14 protein-coding genes are annotated in these 14,893 nt (G+C 71.0%); 3 read left to right on the top strand and 11 right to left on the bottom strand.

What is annotated here, in order from left to right; translation table 11 throughout:
- Window positions 1–4: 4 nt before the first annotated feature.
- The 7 genes from phzG to O1G22_RS43750 form a co-directional block, all read right to left on the bottom strand.
- Window positions 5–694: a phenazine biosynthesis FMN-dependent oxidase PhzG gene (phzG, locus tag O1G22_RS43780; RefSeq protein WP_225101854.1), complete on the bottom strand. Its 690-nt coding sequence runs from the start codon at window positions 692–694 to the stop codon at window positions 5–7.
- Window positions 687–1,523 carry a PhzF family phenazine biosynthesis isomerase gene (locus O1G22_RS43775; RefSeq protein ID WP_270086840.1) on the bottom strand — a complete coding sequence of 279 codons (837 nt, stop codon included), beginning with the start codon at window positions 1,521–1,523 and terminating at the stop codon, window positions 687–689. The genes phzG and O1G22_RS43775 overlap by 8 nt, the downstream gene beginning before the upstream one ends.
- Before the next feature lie 122 nt (window positions 1,524–1,645).
- Complete coding sequence (locus O1G22_RS43770; RefSeq protein WP_270086839.1) at window positions 1,646–3,547, bottom strand: chorismate-binding protein; 1,902 nt, start codon at window positions 3,545–3,547, stop codon at window positions 1,646–1,648.
- Window positions 3,544–4,167, bottom strand: coding sequence for an isochorismatase family protein (locus tag O1G22_RS43765; RefSeq protein WP_270086838.1), 624 nt, complete (start codon window positions 4,165–4,167; stop codon window positions 3,544–3,546). The genes O1G22_RS43770 and O1G22_RS43765 overlap by 4 nt, the downstream gene beginning before the upstream one ends.
- 36 nt (window positions 4,168–4,203) lie before the next feature.
- Window positions 4,204–5,391, bottom strand: a complete 1,188-nt coding sequence (locus tag O1G22_RS43760; RefSeq protein WP_270086837.1) for a 3-deoxy-7-phosphoheptulonate synthase — start codon at window positions 5,389–5,391, stop codon at window positions 4,204–4,206.
- A 43-nt stretch (window positions 5,392–5,434) separates the two neighbouring features.
- A complete protein-coding gene (locus O1G22_RS43755) occupies window positions 5,435–5,935 on the bottom strand; it encodes a PhzA/PhzB family protein (protein WP_270086836.1) in 501 nt (166 codons plus the stop codon).
- Window positions 5,936–6,231: 296 nt separating this feature from the next.
- Window positions 6,232–7,311 (bottom strand): polyprenyl synthetase family protein, encoded by a 1,080-nt coding sequence (locus tag O1G22_RS43750; RefSeq protein ID WP_270086835.1) that lies wholly within the window; start codon window positions 7,309–7,311, stop codon window positions 6,232–6,234.
- 325 nt (window positions 7,312–7,636) lie between these two features.
- Here O1G22_RS43750 and O1G22_RS43745 point away from each other — a divergent pair, with 325 nt between their 5' ends.
- Complete coding sequence (locus tag O1G22_RS43745; RefSeq protein ID WP_270086834.1) at window positions 7,637–8,398, top strand: sigma factor-like helix-turn-helix DNA-binding protein; 762 nt, start codon at window positions 7,637–7,639, stop codon at window positions 8,396–8,398.
- Window positions 8,399–8,484: 86 nt separating this feature from the next.
- Here O1G22_RS43745 and metF read toward each other — a convergent pair whose 3' ends face one another.
- The 3 genes from metF to sigJ all read right to left on the bottom strand — a co-directional run bounded on the left by metF (window position 8,485) and on the right by sigJ (window position 11,547).
- Window positions 8,485–9,390 carry a methylenetetrahydrofolate reductase [NAD(P)H] gene (gene metF, locus O1G22_RS43740; RefSeq protein WP_270086833.1) on the bottom strand — a complete coding sequence of 302 codons (906 nt, stop codon included), beginning with the start codon at window positions 9,388–9,390 and terminating at the stop codon, window positions 8,485–8,487.
- Window positions 9,387–10,409, bottom strand: coding sequence for a carbohydrate kinase family protein (locus O1G22_RS43735; protein ID WP_270086832.1), 1,023 nt, complete (start codon window positions 10,407–10,409; stop codon window positions 9,387–9,389). The genes metF and O1G22_RS43735 overlap by 4 nt, the downstream gene beginning before the upstream one ends.
- A gap of 208 nt (window positions 10,410–10,617) precedes the next feature.
- The gene (sigJ, locus tag O1G22_RS43730; RefSeq protein ID WP_270086831.1) at window positions 10,618–11,547 is read right to left on the bottom strand and encodes an RNA polymerase sigma factor SigJ; all 930 of its coding nucleotides are present in this window, start codon (window positions 11,545–11,547) and stop codon (window positions 10,618–10,620) included.
- A gap of 155 nt (window positions 11,548–11,702) precedes the next feature.
- Between sigJ and O1G22_RS43725 the strand changes: the two genes are divergently transcribed.
- The gene (locus O1G22_RS43725; RefSeq protein ID WP_270086830.1) at window positions 11,703–12,479 is read left to right on the top strand and encodes an SDR family oxidoreductase; all 777 of its coding nucleotides are present in this window, start codon (window positions 11,703–11,705) and stop codon (window positions 12,477–12,479) included.
- 164 nt (window positions 12,480–12,643) lie between these two features.
- On the opposite strand, the gene O1G22_RS43720 is transcribed toward O1G22_RS43725, so the two are convergent.
- Window positions 12,644–14,194 carry a right-handed parallel beta-helix repeat-containing protein gene (locus O1G22_RS43720; protein ID WP_270086829.1) on the bottom strand — a complete coding sequence of 517 codons (1,551 nt, stop codon included), beginning with the start codon at window positions 14,192–14,194 and terminating at the stop codon, window positions 12,644–12,646.
- Between the two features lie 249 nt (window positions 14,195–14,443).
- On the opposite strand from O1G22_RS43720, the gene O1G22_RS43715 reads away from it, so the two are divergent.
- Window positions 14,444–14,872: a YunG family protein gene (locus O1G22_RS43715; RefSeq protein WP_270086828.1), complete on the top strand. Its 429-nt coding sequence runs from the start codon at window positions 14,444–14,446 to the stop codon at window positions 14,870–14,872.
- Window positions 14,873–14,893 lie beyond the last annotated feature (21 nt).

The following is a 14,893-nucleotide window of genomic DNA, read 5'->3' as shown; positions in this document are numbered from 1 at the left end:
GGACTCAGGGCTGGAGCCGGCTGATCTCCCAGCCGCCGCCGACGCGTTCGTAGGACAGCCGCTCGTGCAGCCGGTCGGTGCCGTTGGCCCAGAACTCCACCGAGGCGATGTCGAGCCGGTACCCCACGAATGTCGCGGGGCGCGGCAGCGGGCGCTGGGGCTCGCCCAGCTCCAGGGCCTCGGCGCGCAGCCGGTCGAAGTGGTCGAGGCCGGTCAGCGGTTTGCTCTGCCGGGAGACCGTCGTCATCGCGTGCGTGAAGACGGCACGCGCGAACCACAGGTCCTCCGACTCGGCGTCGGACAGCTGGGTGACCGGGCCGGCGAGCGTGATCTGCTGGCTGGTCTCCCGCCAGTACAGGACGCCGGAGGCCCAGGGGTTCTCGGCGAGATGGCGGCCCTTGCGGCTGTCGGAGTGGGTGATGAACACGATCCCGGTGCCCGTCACCTTGCCGAGGTTGACGATGCGCGAGGACGTGCGGCCCTGGGCGTCGGCGGTGGCCAGGGCCAGCGCGCGGGGCTCGCGCACCCCGTTCGCGACGGCGGCCTCAAGCCACGCGTCCAGCAGGCCCATCGGCTCGGCCGGCGGCGCGAAGAACTCGGGGAAGTCCACCGCGACGGTGCCGGTCATCGACTCGGAGCGGGTGGCGGCCGCCGCCGTGCCGTTGGCGGAGACGGACTGGGTCAGGTCAGACATGGAGCACTCCTTCGATGGTGACCACACCGGGACCCGCGACCTCGACGGAGGCGACGTGGTCGCCCTCCCCGTGCGCCAGCGCGCCCATGGGAGAGGGGCGGCCGATCTCGACGCCCTGGGTGATCTCTATGCGCTGCCCGTACTCGATCAGGCCGTGCCGGGCGAGATGGATGGCGATGGGTCCCGCGGCGGAGCCGGTGGCGGCGTCCTCGACGACTCCGTACGCGGGCGAGAACATGCGGTTGCGCCACGAACTCCCCTCCCCTGCATAGCAGTTGGTCGCCATGTCGGGGAAGCGGGCCAGGGCGCGGTGATCGGGGTCCACCTTCGACAGTGCCTCGACGCTCTCCAGGCCGACGAGGACGTGCCGGGGGCCGTTGCGGTAGATCTCCACCGGGAGCGTCGAGGCGCTGATGCCGAGTGCCTCAAGGAGTTCCTCGGTGCGGTCGAAGGGCTCCCACACAGGCACCGGCTGCCGCATGCTCGTCGAGACCACCTTGCCGTCGGCGCGCTTCAGCTCGAAGGGGATCACCCCCATGGCGGTCTCGATCCGCAGCCCGTCGGCGTCGGTCCGCTGCCCGAGCGCGATGGCCGTGCCGAGCAACGGGTGTCCCGCGAAGGGCAGTTCGTTGACCGGGGTGAAGATCCGCACGTGGTGGTCCCCGCCCTGCTCGGGGGTGAGCACGAACGTGGTCTCCGACAGGTTCATCTCCCGTGCGATGCGCTGCATCTGCTCGGCGGTCAGGTCGTCGGCCCCGAAATACACCGCCACCGGATTGCCAGTGAGGGGCTCACGCGCGAACGCGTCGACGACGACGTACGTATGCATCTGATGTCTCCCACGTGTCTGATGTCGGCGGGTGCCGGGCCGGCGCTCGGGGGTGGGCGCCGGCCCACCCCCGAGCGGGGCGGGCGCCGGCCCGGCAGTTCGGGTGAGGCCGCCTCGGGCCCTCAGGCCCGGCGGGCGGCGGCCCCGGCCGGCGCGAGCAGCGCGGCCAGGCGCGTGCCCACGATGCGCGGCCCTTCCCTGGTCAGCACGGACTCCGGGTGGAACTGCAGGGAGGCGAACCGGGGGCCGCTCAGGGCGTGCACCTCCCCGGTGGCCGGGTCCCGGCTGACCCGGACCGGGCCCACGCCGTCCACCTCGAACTCGTCGTGCTCGGCGACGAGCGCGAAGGTGTTGTAGAAGCCGACGCGTTCGGCGCCGCCGAACAGGTCGATCCGCTTCTGCACGCCCTGGTTGGGCACCTCCCTGCGGCGCAGCGGCAGGCCGAGGCGCAGGCCGAGGACCTGGTGGCTGAGGCACACCGCGAAGAACGGCCGGCCTTCGCGCAGCAGGGTGTCCACCGCCGTGTGCAGGTGGCGCATCTTGGGGTGCGCCACCTCCTGCGGATCGCCCGGCCCCGGCCCCATCACGATCAGGTCGTGCCCGTCGAAGGTGTACGGCTCGTCGAAGCGGCGGACCGTGACCTCAAGGCCCAGGGAGCGCAGTTGCTGGTCCAGCATGGACGTGAAGGTGTCCTCGGCGTCCACGACGAGGACCCTGCGCCCGGCCAGCTCCGGCCGGGCCGCCGCGCGCGCCTCGGTGTCGGTGAGCCAGAAGTCGGCGATGGAGTCGTTGCGCAGCCCCAGGGCCTGGCGCACGCTGGGGTGGTCGGCGAAGCGGGCCTTCTCCTCCCCGCCCAGCGCGGCGACGACTCCGGCCGCCTTGGCGCGGGTCTCCGCGGCCTCGGACGCCGGGTCGGAGTGGCGCACGATGGTGGCGCCGACGCCGATCCCGATGCGGCCCTCGGGGCTGATGTCGGCGGTGCGGATGAGGATCGCGGAGTCCATGACCCGCTCGCCGGCGTCGTCCCGCCCGATCAGCGCCGCCGCCCCGCTGTAGTAGCCGCGGCCGCCGGGCTCGTACTGCGTGATGATCCGGCAGGCGCTCTCCAGCGGGCTGCCGGTGACCGTGGGCGCGAACATGGTCTCGCGCAGGATGTCGCGTACGTCGCGGCCGGTGTGCCCCTCGATGAAGTACTCGGTGTGCGCGACCCGGGCCATCTCCTTGAGGTAGGGGCCCACGACCCGGCCGCCGCCGGGGCAGATCCGCGCCATCATCTTGAGTTCCTCGTCGAGGACCATGTACAGCTCGTCGGTCTCCTTGCGGTCGCCGAGGAACTCCAGGACGCCCGAGAGCGTGGGGCCGGACGACGGGTAGCGGTAGGTGCCGCTGATGGGGTTCATGACCGCCGTACCGCCCTGGAGGCTGATGTGCCGCTCGGGCGAGGCACCGACGAGCGTGCGGGTGCCGGTGTGGATCAGGAAGGTCCAGTGGGCACCGGACTCGCGCTGCAGGAGCCGGCGGAACAGCGCGGGGGCGCTGCGCGGCCCGTAGTCCGTGATGTCGGCGACGAAGGTGCGCTTGATGACGAAGTTCGCGCCCTCCCCGGTGCCGATCATCTCCTTGACGATGCGGCGCACGACCTCCTCGTACGCCTCGTCGTCCACGTCGAAGCCGCCGCCGGCCAGCGGGGTCGGTACGTCGGGGATGCGGGCCAGCGCCTCCTCAAGGGGCAGCCGCTGCTGGCCGGTGACGGTCATCGCCACCAGCGGGGTGCCGTCGTCGGCGCAGGCGAAGCCGCGTTCGGTCAGCTGCCGGTACGGCATGACGACGAGGACCTCGTGGCGCGCGCCGGTGCCGTCCGCCGGGCCCTCGGGCAGCGCGATGTCGGCCAGGGAGGCGGGCAGGGACACCTCGCCCGTCAGCACCTCCACGGCCCCGGGGCCGGTCGCACCGGGCCGGTGCAGCAGGGCGTAGGGCTGCGCCGGGCCGTTCAGCGCCTGGTCGAGCAGATCGGCGTAGGTCATGCGAACACCTCCTTGGCGGTGACGACGCGGGCGCAGCGCTCCGCGGCGTAGGTGAGGGCCGAGCGGTGGTAGTCCTGCGAGAAGTCGGCCGTGGCGTCGGCGACGAAGAACGTCTGGATGTCGTTCGTGAATGCCTCGACGGCGGTGGCCAGCACACCGACGTGGGCGTACACACCGCACAGGATGAGCTGGTCGCGGCCCGCGGCCCGCATCCGCTGGAGCAGGTCGGTCCTGAAGAAGGCGCTGTAGCGCCACTTGGTGAGCAGCCAGTCGTGTGCGGCCGGGGCGAGGGCGTCGACCACCTGGCGGTCCTCGGGCGAGGTCCGCATGCCCGGACCCCAGAAGTCCTTGAGCAGACCGCGCTGTTCGTCGGTCATGCCGCCGGGCTGGGCGGTGTAGGCGACGGGGACGCCGAGCGCGGCACAGCGCTCGCGCAGCTCGGCGGCGTGACGGATCAGGTCCTGGCGCAGGGGGTCGGGGAACGGCTTGAGGAAGTAGCGCTGCATGTCGTGGACGAGAAGGACCGACCGGTCGGGCTCGGCCTTCCAGGGCACGGCGGCCGGCGGCAGGTCGCCCTCGGCGGGCAGCGGGTAGGCGGAGATGGGGGGTATGCCGGTCATGGCTTCGGTTCCTGTTCCTGCTCGGTGCGTGGGGGGTCAGGCGGCCCAGGACGAGATCACGGACACGGCCTGCCACGGCGTGAGGCGGGGGTCGCAGAAGGTGGTGTAGCGCTCGCCGACGGAGCCGAGGTCGGCCTCGGTGGCGGCGCACTCCGTGACGTCGTCGGGCGTCGTCTCCAGGTGCAGGCCGCCGGGGACGCCGCCGGCGTCGCGTACGGCGGTCACGAAGCGGGAGACCTCCAGGGCGAGGGTCTCCACGAGCCGGGTCTTGTGGCCGCTCGGCGCGGTGACGGTGTTGCCGTGCACCGGGTCGGTGAGCCAGATCGCCGGGTGACCGGCCTCGCGCACCGCCTCGACCAGGCGCGGCAGCCGGTCGGCGACGTTGCCGGCGCCCATCCGCGCGATCAGGGTGAGCTTGCCCGGGTCGCGCCAGGGGTCGAGCCGCTCGCACAGGGCCAGCAGCTCCTCGGGCTCCATCGAGGGTCCGACCTTGCACGCCACCGGGTTGGTCACCTGCGAGAGCATGGCGACGTGGGCGCCGTCGGCCTGGCGGGTGCGCTCGCCGATCCACGGCCAGTGGGTGGAGCCGAGGAACAGCCGGCCCTGCTCGTCGATGCGGAGCATGGGGATCTCGTAGTCGAGGAGCAGCGCCTCGTGGCTCGTCCACACCTGGGGGCTCGCCACGTCCCGGCCCGCGGCACGCTCACGCCAGCCCAGGTGGTCGATCACGTCGCTGGCGGCCATGTAACCGGTGAGGATGCGCAGCGGGTCGGCCCGGCGGATCTCGGCGTCCGGCTCCGGGCCGTTGACCATGTGGCCCCGGAACACGGGGAGTTCGACGCCGTCGATGTCCTCGGTGGGCTTGGACCGGGGCTTGGCGAACTGCCCCGCGATGCGGCCCGCGCGCAGGACGGGCCTGCCGGTGATCAGGCCGAGCGTCCCGGCGAGCAGGTCGAGCACCGCCACCTTGCGCGCGACGTGCTCGGGCCGGCACTCCTGCGGATCCTCGGCACAGTCCCCGGACTGCACCACCAGGGCCTCGCCGGCGGCCACGGCGCCGAGCAGGGTGCGCAGGGTGGCCACGTCGTCGGACTGTACGAGGGTGGGGCGGGTGGCGAGTGCCTCGCCCACGCGGCTCAGTTGGAGAAGATCGCTCCACTGGGGCTGCTGCAGCGCCTCGCGGACACGTATCTCGTCGATGACGTCCTTCGCGACGTCCTTCATGGGTACTCCGATCCAGAGGTTGTCGTTCGCGTCAGCCGTCCGGTCAGGTGGGGATTCCCGTGCGCTTGATCTCGGGGACGGGGATGCCGAGGGCCCGCAGCTGCTGGAAGGGGTTCATGAACTCGCGCTGCCGCTTGATCTTCCCGTTCTCGAACTCGAACGAGTGCAGGAAGTGGTTCTCGTAGTAGCCCTCCGGATAGTCCCCGAAAAGGATCTTTCCGTGGCCGTCGCACTCCACCCAGAAGTGGTTGGGGTCGTCGGTCTCGAAAATCCGGACGTTGTACCACTCCCAGTCCGGGAAGCACTTCAGGGACCAGACGGCGTGCTCGCCGAGCCGGTCCCGGCCGTGGGTGGCGACGGGCGAGCCGGTGTCGGTGGTCCACAGACCGCCGACGCCGTCCTCGGTGAACAGCTCGTGCCGGCGCAGCCGGTCCTGGCCCCTGGTGTTCATGTACTGCTCGACGATGGCGCGGTTGTGGCTGCGCACCTCGGCATCGTCGGCGAATGCGTCGGTGCGTGCAGTGGTGTCTGCGGATTCGGACACAGTGGACCCCTGTGTGGTGTCGGAGAGTGAAGGAAAGATGAGCAGCCGAAGCCCCGTCAGAGCGAGGGGGCTGATGCGGGAGGGGCAGCGACAAGGGCTTGCCCGTACAGGCCGGCGAACAGAGTGCCGGCTCACTGCCCCACACATGGGCTCAGACTGAGCTCACACATGTTCCGGGCAGGAGGGATGTACACAAATGGTGACACATGCCAACTCTTCCCAACAATATCCCCTTGGGGTGACCTGGATCACCCCAACGGGACTGCGTGTGGCGGGAGTTGAGCATCGCGCGCGCGTCACGACGTCCGCTGCGTCGCACTGATCGCCATGACGGTCAGCTGGTGCTTCGCGAAGTCGGTGGCGCTGCTCGCCCGCAGCGCGGCGAGCGCCCTGTCGGTACGGCGCTCGATGTCGCGTTCGACATGCTCCACCGCGCCCACCTCGGTGATGACGGCACGCATGGCGGTGAGCTCGTCGTCGGTGAGCGGCGTGCCGATCTTGGTGCGGAGGAACTTCGCCGCGTCCGGGTCCTGCTCGTCGGCATACTTCAGCGCCGCCGCGAACAGGGTGGTGCGCTTGCCCTGGATCAGGTCGCCGCCGGACGGCTTGCCGGTCTCCTCCGAGGAGCCGAACACACCCAGGATGTCGTCGCGCAGCTGGAAGGCGACACCGATCTCGTCCCCGAACGCGCGGTAGGCGGCGATGAGTTCGGCGTCCGCGCCGGCGATCGCGCCGCCGATGTGCAGCGGGCGCGCCACTGTGTAGGAGGCCGTCTTGTACTGGTTGACCCGCAGCGGCGTGTCGATGTCCTCGTCGCCCGAGACCTCGGCCGTCAGGTCGAGCATCTGTCCGTGCAGGACCTCGGTGCGCAGGCCCGACCACACCGGGGACACCCGCGTCAGCGCCGGTACCGGCAGCCCGGAGGTGTGGACCAGGTCGTCGGCCCATCCCTGGGCCATGTCTCCGATGAGGATCGCGGCGCCCGTACCGTACAGTTCCGCGTCGCCGGTCCAGCACAGCTCCCGGTGCCGGTCGGCGAAGATCACATGCGCGGCGCGGGCGCCACGGCGGGTCGGGGCCGCGTCGATGACGTCGTCGTGGACGAGGAGCGAGGCGTGGAGCAGCTCCAGCGCGGCACAGACACGCACCACCGCGTCGGCCGTGGGGTCCTGCGCGTCGCCCCCGGCGCCGATCCAGCCGAGCCATGCGAAGGTGGGCCGTACACGCTTGCCGCCGCGCAGCACATAGGTCTCCAGCTCGGTGACCGCGTCGGCGCAGGCCGCACCGATCTCCGCGGCCTCCGTGCGGCGGTCGGCGAAGAACCGGCGCAACGCGTCCTCGACGGCTTCCACGGGGCAGATTCGGGTGCTGGTCATTGCGTCAACTTCCCTAAGTCTCTGAGGCCATCACCGAGCCGTTCACGAGTTTTTCCGTACTGGCCCGAGTATTGGCGAAGGGACTTGAGGTCCGGTTGAGTTCTGTTCGCCCGGGCACGTGCCGCACCGCCGATTCTGGAACCGTGCTGCAACTGAACTCGAACTTCCCTTGTCCGCAGGGGACTTGGCGATCGTGCCGGACCTAGGATGGGTCGCGAGAACCCCCCTTCCGAGGCGTGCCCGCTGCTCATCCCCCGTCGGCGGGCACGCCTTTCGGTGAGCGAACCGGGTGACGGCCGCCCGCAGCCAGCCCCGAGGAGCCGGTGTGACCAGAGCTGAGGAGTTCGCGAGGCTACGGCCGCTGCTGTTCGCGATCGCCTACCGGATCCTGGGCGATGCGCGTGCGGCTCACTACGCGGTACAGACGGCCCGGCTGCGCTGGACGGCGCAGCCGACGGGGCCCGCGTCCGTCGAAGGGCATCTGGCGGCCGACATCACCCGGATCGCGGCCCGGGCCCTGCACTCGGCCCGTGTCACACAGGGCGAGCTGGTCGGGCCGCTGCTCACCCGCGTGGTGACGGACCCGGACCGTCCGGCGGACCTGGAGGAGTCACTGTCGCTGTCGGCCCTGATGGTGCTGGAGCGGCTGTCCCCGCTCGAACGCGCCGTCTTCGTGCTGCGGGAGGCGTTCGGGTGCGGCCACGCGCAGATCGCGTCGGCCCTCGGATGCTCGCAGGAGGCGAGTCGCCGCATCGTCGCCGCTGTCGCCGCGGTCAGCGACGGCGGCCGTGCTCCGCTGCCCTGGCCCACATGCGTCACGGGCGCCTGGAACATCGCCAGGCTGCTCACCGCGATCGTCCCGCCGCTGCTGCGGGTGGGCGTCACCCTGGAGGAGTGCCAGGTGAACGGCCGCCCCGGGTCGGTCTTCCGGGGCCGGGACGGCGCGGTCCTGCAGGCCATAGCGCTCGACGCCGGCGACGGACGGGTACAGCGCATGCACCTGGTCGCCCCGCCCGCCGGGGCCGGGCACGCCGATCCGGTGGCCGAGGCCTGCGCCGTCCTCCGCGAGGCCGGCCGGGCGGACTGAGCTGCCCGGCCGGGCCCACGAGGGGCATGACCAGGACCGGGTCATGCCCCCGACGTGCCCCTCCCGTTTCCGGCAGGGCGGTGGAGTCAGCGGTGCGGTGCGAGGGCGCGCCGGGCGCTCCAGGAGTCCTGTACGGCCCGGTGGATCTCGGGCGCCGCGGTCGACCGGTTGAGCGTGATGTAGTGCAGTCCGGGAGCCCCTTCGGCAAGGAGGCGCTCGGCCATGGCGGTGGCGTACTCGACTCCGATGCGATGCCCCTGCGCGGGATCGTCCCGCACGGCCTCCAGGCGGTGCGCGAGCTCCTCGGGAAAGGCAGCCCCGCTGAGTTCGGCGAAACGGCCGATCTGGCGGGCGTCGGTGGCCGGCATGATCTCCGGGATGATGGGGATGTCACAGCCCACGGCGGCCACCCGGTCGCGCAGCCGCAGATAGTCCTCGACGTGGAAGAACATCTGGGTGATGGCGTAGTCGGCGCCGGCCCGGCACTTGGCGACGAAGTGACGGATGTCGCTGTCCCAGTCACGGGACCGCGGATGACGCTCGGGGAAGGCCGCGACACCGATGCTGAAGTCGCCCAACTCCCTTACCAGAGAGACCAGTTCGTGGGCGTAGGTGAAGCCGTCGGGGTGGGCGACCCACGGTGCGTTCGGGTCGCCCGGCGGATCCCCGCGCAGGACCAGGACGTCCCGGACCCCGGCGTCGGCGTACTGGCCGATGATGTGGCGCAGTTCTGCCACCGAGTGTCCGACCGCGGTGAGATGGGCGACGGGCCGCAGCGTCGTCTCGGTCGAGATCCGTTTCGTCACCTCGACGGTACGGTCCCGCGACGAACCCCCCGCGCCGTAGGTGACCGACACGAAGTCCGGTGCCAGCCGCTCGACCTGGCGGATCGCGTGCCACAGGTTGCGCATCCCGGCGTCCGTCTTCGGCGGGAAGAACTCGAAGGAGATGGAAGGGGTCCGACGGTCGAGGACCTCGCGCAGCGTCGTCACGGCCGGCCTCCGGTGCTGGTCGCGCCCAGGACGAGGGCGAGGGGTTCGGCCGCGCCGGGGCCGTAGGCACGCTCGACGACGGCGGACAGCTCGCCCCGGTCGACCTCGTGGCACTGCGACCCCACCGCGCCGAGGGCCACGGAGGCCAGCGCACAGCCCAGGCGGGCCGCGGGTTCGAGCGGCACCCCAAGGCTGACGGCGGCCAGGAACCCGGCGCGGAACGCGTCGCCGACCCCGGTCGGGTCGAGCGTCTCGGCGTCGTGGACCGCGGGGACGACGAGGGGGGCCGATCCGGCGCGTTCGATGCGCACACCCTGTGCGCCCAGGGTGGTGACCCAGACGCCGACCGCGGCGAGGACGTCACCGTCGCTCCAGCCCGTGCGCTCCTTGAGCAGGGCGGCCTCGTACTCGTTGGTGAACAGCCAGGCGGCGCCGTCCGCCAGGTCGCGGACCTGGTCACCGTCCAGGCGGGCCAGCTGCTGCGAGGGATCGGCGGCGAAGGGGATGCCGAGGGCCCGGCAGGCGGCGGTGTGGCGCAGCATCGCCGCTGGATCGTCGGGCGAGACCAGGACGAGCCCGGGACGCTCGGATCCGGCTGCGGTTGCGGTTCCGGTTGCGGTGAGCAGTGCGCCCAGGTCGATGTCGCAGGCCTCCGCCATCGCGCCCGCGTAGAACGCGGCGATCTGGTTGGCCTCATCGTCGGTGATGCACAGGAAGCGTGCCGTCTGCCGCTCGCCGGAGACCCGTACGCCCGCGGTGTCGACACCGTGGTCCTTCAGCCACACCTCGTACTCGGCGAAGTCGGAGCCGACTGCTCCGACCAGCAAGGGAGACAGTCCGAAGCCGCCGAGCCCGTAGGCGATGTTCGCCGCGACCCCGCCCCTGCGCACCTCCAGCCGGTCGACGAGGAAGGAGAGCGAGAGATGGGCGAGCTGGTCGGGCAGCAACTGCTCGGTGAACCGCCCGGGGAAGACCATCAGATGGTCGGTGGCAATGGATCCGGTCACCGCAATGCGCACGAGGTCTCCTTCGGTCGCTTGGGTCGCTCCGTTTCGCGGGCGAGTCCACCCGTGTCCCCGTCACGATGCCCAGCCCCGAACGAGCCGGGCTCGAAACACGATGGACCCGGCGCGGAACCGCCGGTAGCTGCCTGCGGAGTGGAACGACGCCGCAGCTCATACGGCGCGCACGCACCACAACAGCGACCGAAGCGACCGAAGCCTCCGGTCATGCGCTCCACGGCCGGAGTTTGTGAGGATTGCGGACGGCCCAGATCCGCTGGATACGGCCGTCGGTCACGGCGAAGGCGAGCACGGACAAGGCGATGCCGTCGCGCTGTACGACGAGTCCGGGCTGGCCGTTGACAGCGCACTCCAGGATCGAGACGCCTGGCAGGCCGGCGAGGTCGACGAAGGTGCGGGCGACCTGTTCGCTGCCGTGGACGGGTTCGAGGGTGGCGTTGACGATACCGCCGCCGTCGGCGACGGCCAGGACGTCGGGGTCGAGCAGCCCGATCAGGGCCTTGATGTCCTGGGCCTCCCACGCCTGCCGGAAGTCACTGACCACCTCGGCGCGTTGGGCGCTGGAGGCGCTGGGGGTCTGTGCGTCGCGGATACGACGACGGGCGCAGGAGGCGAGCTGGCGGCAGGCGGCCGGGGTGCGGCCGACGATGTCGGCGATGTCGTCGAAGGGGTAGCGGAAGACGTCGTGCAGGACGAAGGCGACGCGTTCGGCCGGGGTGAGCGATTCCAGTACGACGAGGAAGGCCATGGTGACGGACTCGTCGAGGGTGACCCGGTCGGCCGGATCCACGGCGGAGCTGCCGGTGCGGGAGCTGACCCACCGGGTACGGTCGGGAACGGGCTCGGGCAGCCACTGGCCCACATACGTCTCCCGCCTGGCCCGTGCCGAGCCGAGCAGGTCCAGGCAGATACGTCCGGCGACCTTGGCGAGCCAGGCCCCGGGCGACTCGATGGCCTCCTGCTGAACCGGCGTCATGGCATACCAGCGGGCGCACGTCTCCTGCACGACATCCTCGGCATCGGCCAGCGAACCCAGCAGCCGGTACGCCAGATTGATCAGCGCACGCCGCTCACGCATGACCGCGCCCAGGCTCGGATCCAGTCGTTCGTCTCGCTGCGGGGATCGGGTGCTCATGGTGTCGACATCTCCTCACATCGCATCTGCCGTCACCTGTCCGACGGGACAGCACCGCGAACTGTCAGGCGGCGCGGACATCACCTCACAGTCCGCGGCCCCACGTCGTCGTAGTACTCGGCAACGCATTCCGGGTGCACAGGAGGGACTGGATCATGAGTAGGACCATCACGTTCGCAGTGGCGGGAGCAACCGGACGGCTGGGACGCCACATCGTCGACGTCCTCACGGAACGGGGCTACGAAACCGTGCCGATGTCACGGGCCTGCGGAGTGGACATCGTCACCGGTCAGGGCCTTGCCGAGGCACTCACCGGGGTCGACGTCATCATCGACGCCGCGTCCTGGCCCGCCTCCGACCAGCAGGCCGCAGCAGAGTTCTTCCACGCATCCACCCGTGCCCTGCACGAGGCCGGCCGGAAAGCGGGCGTCAGCCACATCGTCGTCGCCTCCGTCATCGGCGCCGACCGGTTCGCCGCCGGCTTCCTGGCCGCCAAGCAGGTGCACGAGCAGCTCAGCCTGGCCGGTCCGCTACCGGCCCGCATCCTGCGCGCCGCGCAGTTCCACGAGTACGTCGCCGAGCACCTGGACCGGCAACAGGACGGCGTGGCCCACATCCCGGCCTGGCCCAGCCAGCCCGTGTCCGCCCGCACGGTGGCCGAGGCCCTGGCCGACCTGGCCCTCTCCCCCGACGCCCCCGCACACCCCACCCCCGAAACCCCGATCCCGGAAATCGCCGGCCCCCGCAAGGAAACCCTGGCCGAGGCAGCCGCCCTCCTCGGCGCCCGCCGCGGCATCCGGGTCATCGCCGTCGACACCCCGGACGCGAACGACCCTGACGCGGAGACCTACGCGGGCGGCGGCCTGCTGCCCAGCCCGCATGCGAAGCTGGCGGGGCCCAGCTTCGAGGAGTGGGTGGCGAGCCGGGGTTGAGCACTGGTCGAGCTTGGGCGGGGCGGGCATCGCCGTCTTTGGGAGGAGTCTGGCGTGGCAACCTCGCCTCCGCGCTCAAGCCGATCTCCGTCGGCTTCGTGCTCATCGGTGTCCCCGGTGTCCGGCTCAGCAGCTCGGGCCGCTGAGCCGGGCACCGGAAACGGCTACCCGCAGAACGCGTTCTTCGGCAGACCCGCGCACGGACGCCGCATGCTGACCTGCGGGGCAGACGACGCCAGTTCGAGGCGGGTCCGCTGCGGATAGGCCGCGTCCGGGACCGGGCAGGGGCCGAAGCCCGCCGCGCACACCAGCTCGCCGGCGAGCAGCTGGTCGTCGCCGACCCCCGCGCCCTGGCCGCACGGCGGGCCGTCCACCGCACGGCTCTGGATCGACGCCGGGTCGCTGGTCGGCGCGCCACCGCCGGTCCCCCGGTTCCCGAAGAAGCAGTTGTGCGGGGCCGTCGTCGACTCGTTGGCAAGGTCCCCGTTGGTCGGGTTGCCGAAGGAGCCGTTGCCGCTGAACTGGTTGGCCGCCACCACGTTCCCGTAGGAGAGGAACACGCAGACGCCGGTCAGCTGCACCCCGCCCTGGCAGTGGCTCAGCGGCGGCGGGGTCTCGCTGTCGGGGAAGTCGTGCAGCACGACGCCCCAGCTGCCCTGCCGCTCGATCCGGTTGCCGCGGATCGTGTCGCCGTGACCGCCCGAGATCTCGATGCCGGCGCCGATGGCGCCGGCCAGCCCGGACACCGGGACGTTCGGGTTGTTGTTCTCGTGGATGAAGTTGTGCTCGATGAAGGTGCACGAGCGCTGTGGTGCGCCCACGCAGCTGCCGTCCTGAGGTGGGGGCGCGTCGTCGTTGTTGAGCGAGTTGACGACGATGCCGGTGCGGTTGTTGTCGAACTCGGAGTCGCTGATGGTGTAGCCGCCCGAGTTGGTGCCGGAGAAGCCGATGGCCGAGTTCTGGCCGTGCGCGTCGGTCAGCGTCACCCCGCAGATGTTGCGGCAGGCGCCCACGTAGTAGTCGGAGTCGCCCATGTTGGACGCATAGGTGTGCGCGATCTCCGCCGGGCCCGTCGCGTTGGACGCGAAGATCCCGTACTGCGCCATCGACGCGCTCGGGTCGGCCGAGCCGTAGCCGGAGGTCGCGGTCAGATAGGCGCCGTGGTAGCCGTGCAGACCGATCTGCCCGCTGCCGTCGCCGCCGTTCCACCAGATCTGGTTGCCGCCGCTGCCGTCGGTGCCGGAGAGGTAGTTGCAGACGGTGAGGTTCTCGATGGAGACGTCGTCGGCCTTGGAGACTTCGATGCCGCTGCGGCCTGTGGTGTCCTTCAGCGTCGAGTCGGCCGGGCACGGCTGCGCCGCGCTGCCGTTGCTGCCGTCGACGACCACCCGGTTGCGGTCCAGCCCGCGGATGTGGATGCCGGGCGTGGTGATCAGCACGCCCGCCTCCTTGGTGGCCTTCTCGTGGTAGACGCCGGGCCAGACGAGCACCCAGTCGCCTGTGCGTGCGGCGTCGACGGCGGCCTGGATGGTTCCGTACTGGTGCGTCGAGCTGCTCGGGCAGCTGACGGTGCTGGCGTTGCAGACGAGCAGCACCTGCGGATCTTCCCGGTCGTGTGCGGCCGCCGCGGGGGCGACCCCGCCCGCCGTCAACGCCAGGGTGCCGAGCAGGGCCGGCAGGAGTCTGTTGCGTCGCGGGGCTGACCTCTGTCCCACAGCAATCCTCCGTCACTCACGTTAGCTGACGTAATGTCAGATCGACTCAGCCTCCGAGCCCACCCAGGGGAAGTCAATCAGCCACGCAGAGCCGCCCCCGTGCGAAGTCTTCACCCGAATCCGCAGGTGGGAGAACCGATGACTCGTTGTCAGATCCGCGGATCGTGCCAGGCTGAGAGCGCCTCGGCCCTGCAGTCGCCGTGTCTGCCAGTCCGGCCGTTGTCAGTGCCTGCAGGCAGGATCACCGGCATGACACCGTTGCTTCTCACCGACATCGAACGAGCCGTTCGCAGCAGTTGGAGTGCCGAGACGTGCACGCCTGAATACCGATCGCGCTGGACCGAGGACAATCCGGCCCGGGATCAGTGCGGGGTGACCGCCATGGTGCTCAATGACCTGCTGGGAGGCGAGTTGATTCGCGGAGAGGTCCACGTCGCCGGAGAGCGTGTGGACTACCACTGGTGGAACCGCCTGGGCATGGGCATCGAGATCGACCTCACCCGCGAGCAGTTCGGACCCGAGGAGATCGTCACCGGAGGCATCGTGATTTCCCGCCCGCCGGTGACCGAATGGCGCAGGCTCCGTGAGGAGTACGAGCTGCTCCGCGACCGCGTCCTGGAGAAGCTCGATCGGCAGCAGGCGACGGCCTCAGCGGCGGTCCCTCGCCAGCCGGCTTGAACCATGTTCGACTGATCCGCC

This window comes from Streptomyces camelliae (assembly GCF_027625935.1).
GTDB lineage: Bacteria > Actinomycetota > Actinomycetes > Streptomycetales > Streptomycetaceae > Streptomyces > Streptomyces camelliae.
This window is presented reverse-complemented; position numbering and strand designations above follow the sequence as displayed.

What these genes read in the sequence shown, in the direction of transcription:
- phzG (WP_225101854.1), bottom strand. Translation starts at nt 694, where the DNA reads ATGTCTGACCTGACCCAGTCCGTCTCCGCCAACGGCACGGCGGCGGCC.
- O1G22_RS43775 (WP_270086840.1), bottom strand. Translation starts at nt 1,523, where the DNA reads ATGCATACGTACGTCGTCGTCGACGCGTTCGCGCGTGAGCCCCTCACT.
- O1G22_RS43770 (WP_270086839.1), bottom strand. Translation starts at nt 3,547, where the DNA reads ATGACCTACGCCGATCTGCTCGACCAGGCGCTGAACGGCCCGGCGCAG.
- O1G22_RS43765 (WP_270086838.1), bottom strand. Translation starts at nt 4,167, where the DNA reads ATGACCGGCATACCCCCCATCTCCGCCTACCCGCTGCCCGCCGAGGGC.
- O1G22_RS43760 (WP_270086837.1), bottom strand. Translation starts at nt 5,391, where the DNA reads ATGAAGGACGTCGCGAAGGACGTCATCGACGAGATACGTGTCCGCGAG.
- O1G22_RS43750 (WP_270086835.1), bottom strand. Translation starts at nt 7,311, where the DNA reads ATGACCAGCACCCGAATCTGCCCCGTGGAAGCCGTCGAGGACGCGTTG.
- sigJ (WP_270086831.1), bottom strand. Translation starts at nt 11,547, where the DNA reads ATGAGCACCCGATCCCCGCAGCGAGACGAACGACTGGATCCGAGCCTG.
- O1G22_RS43725 (WP_270086830.1), top strand. Translation starts at nt 11,703, where the DNA reads ATGAGTAGGACCATCACGTTCGCAGTGGCGGGAGCAACCGGACGGCTG.
- O1G22_RS43715 (WP_270086828.1), top strand. Translation starts at nt 14,444, where the DNA reads ATGACACCGTTGCTTCTCACCGACATCGAACGAGCCGTTCGCAGCAGT.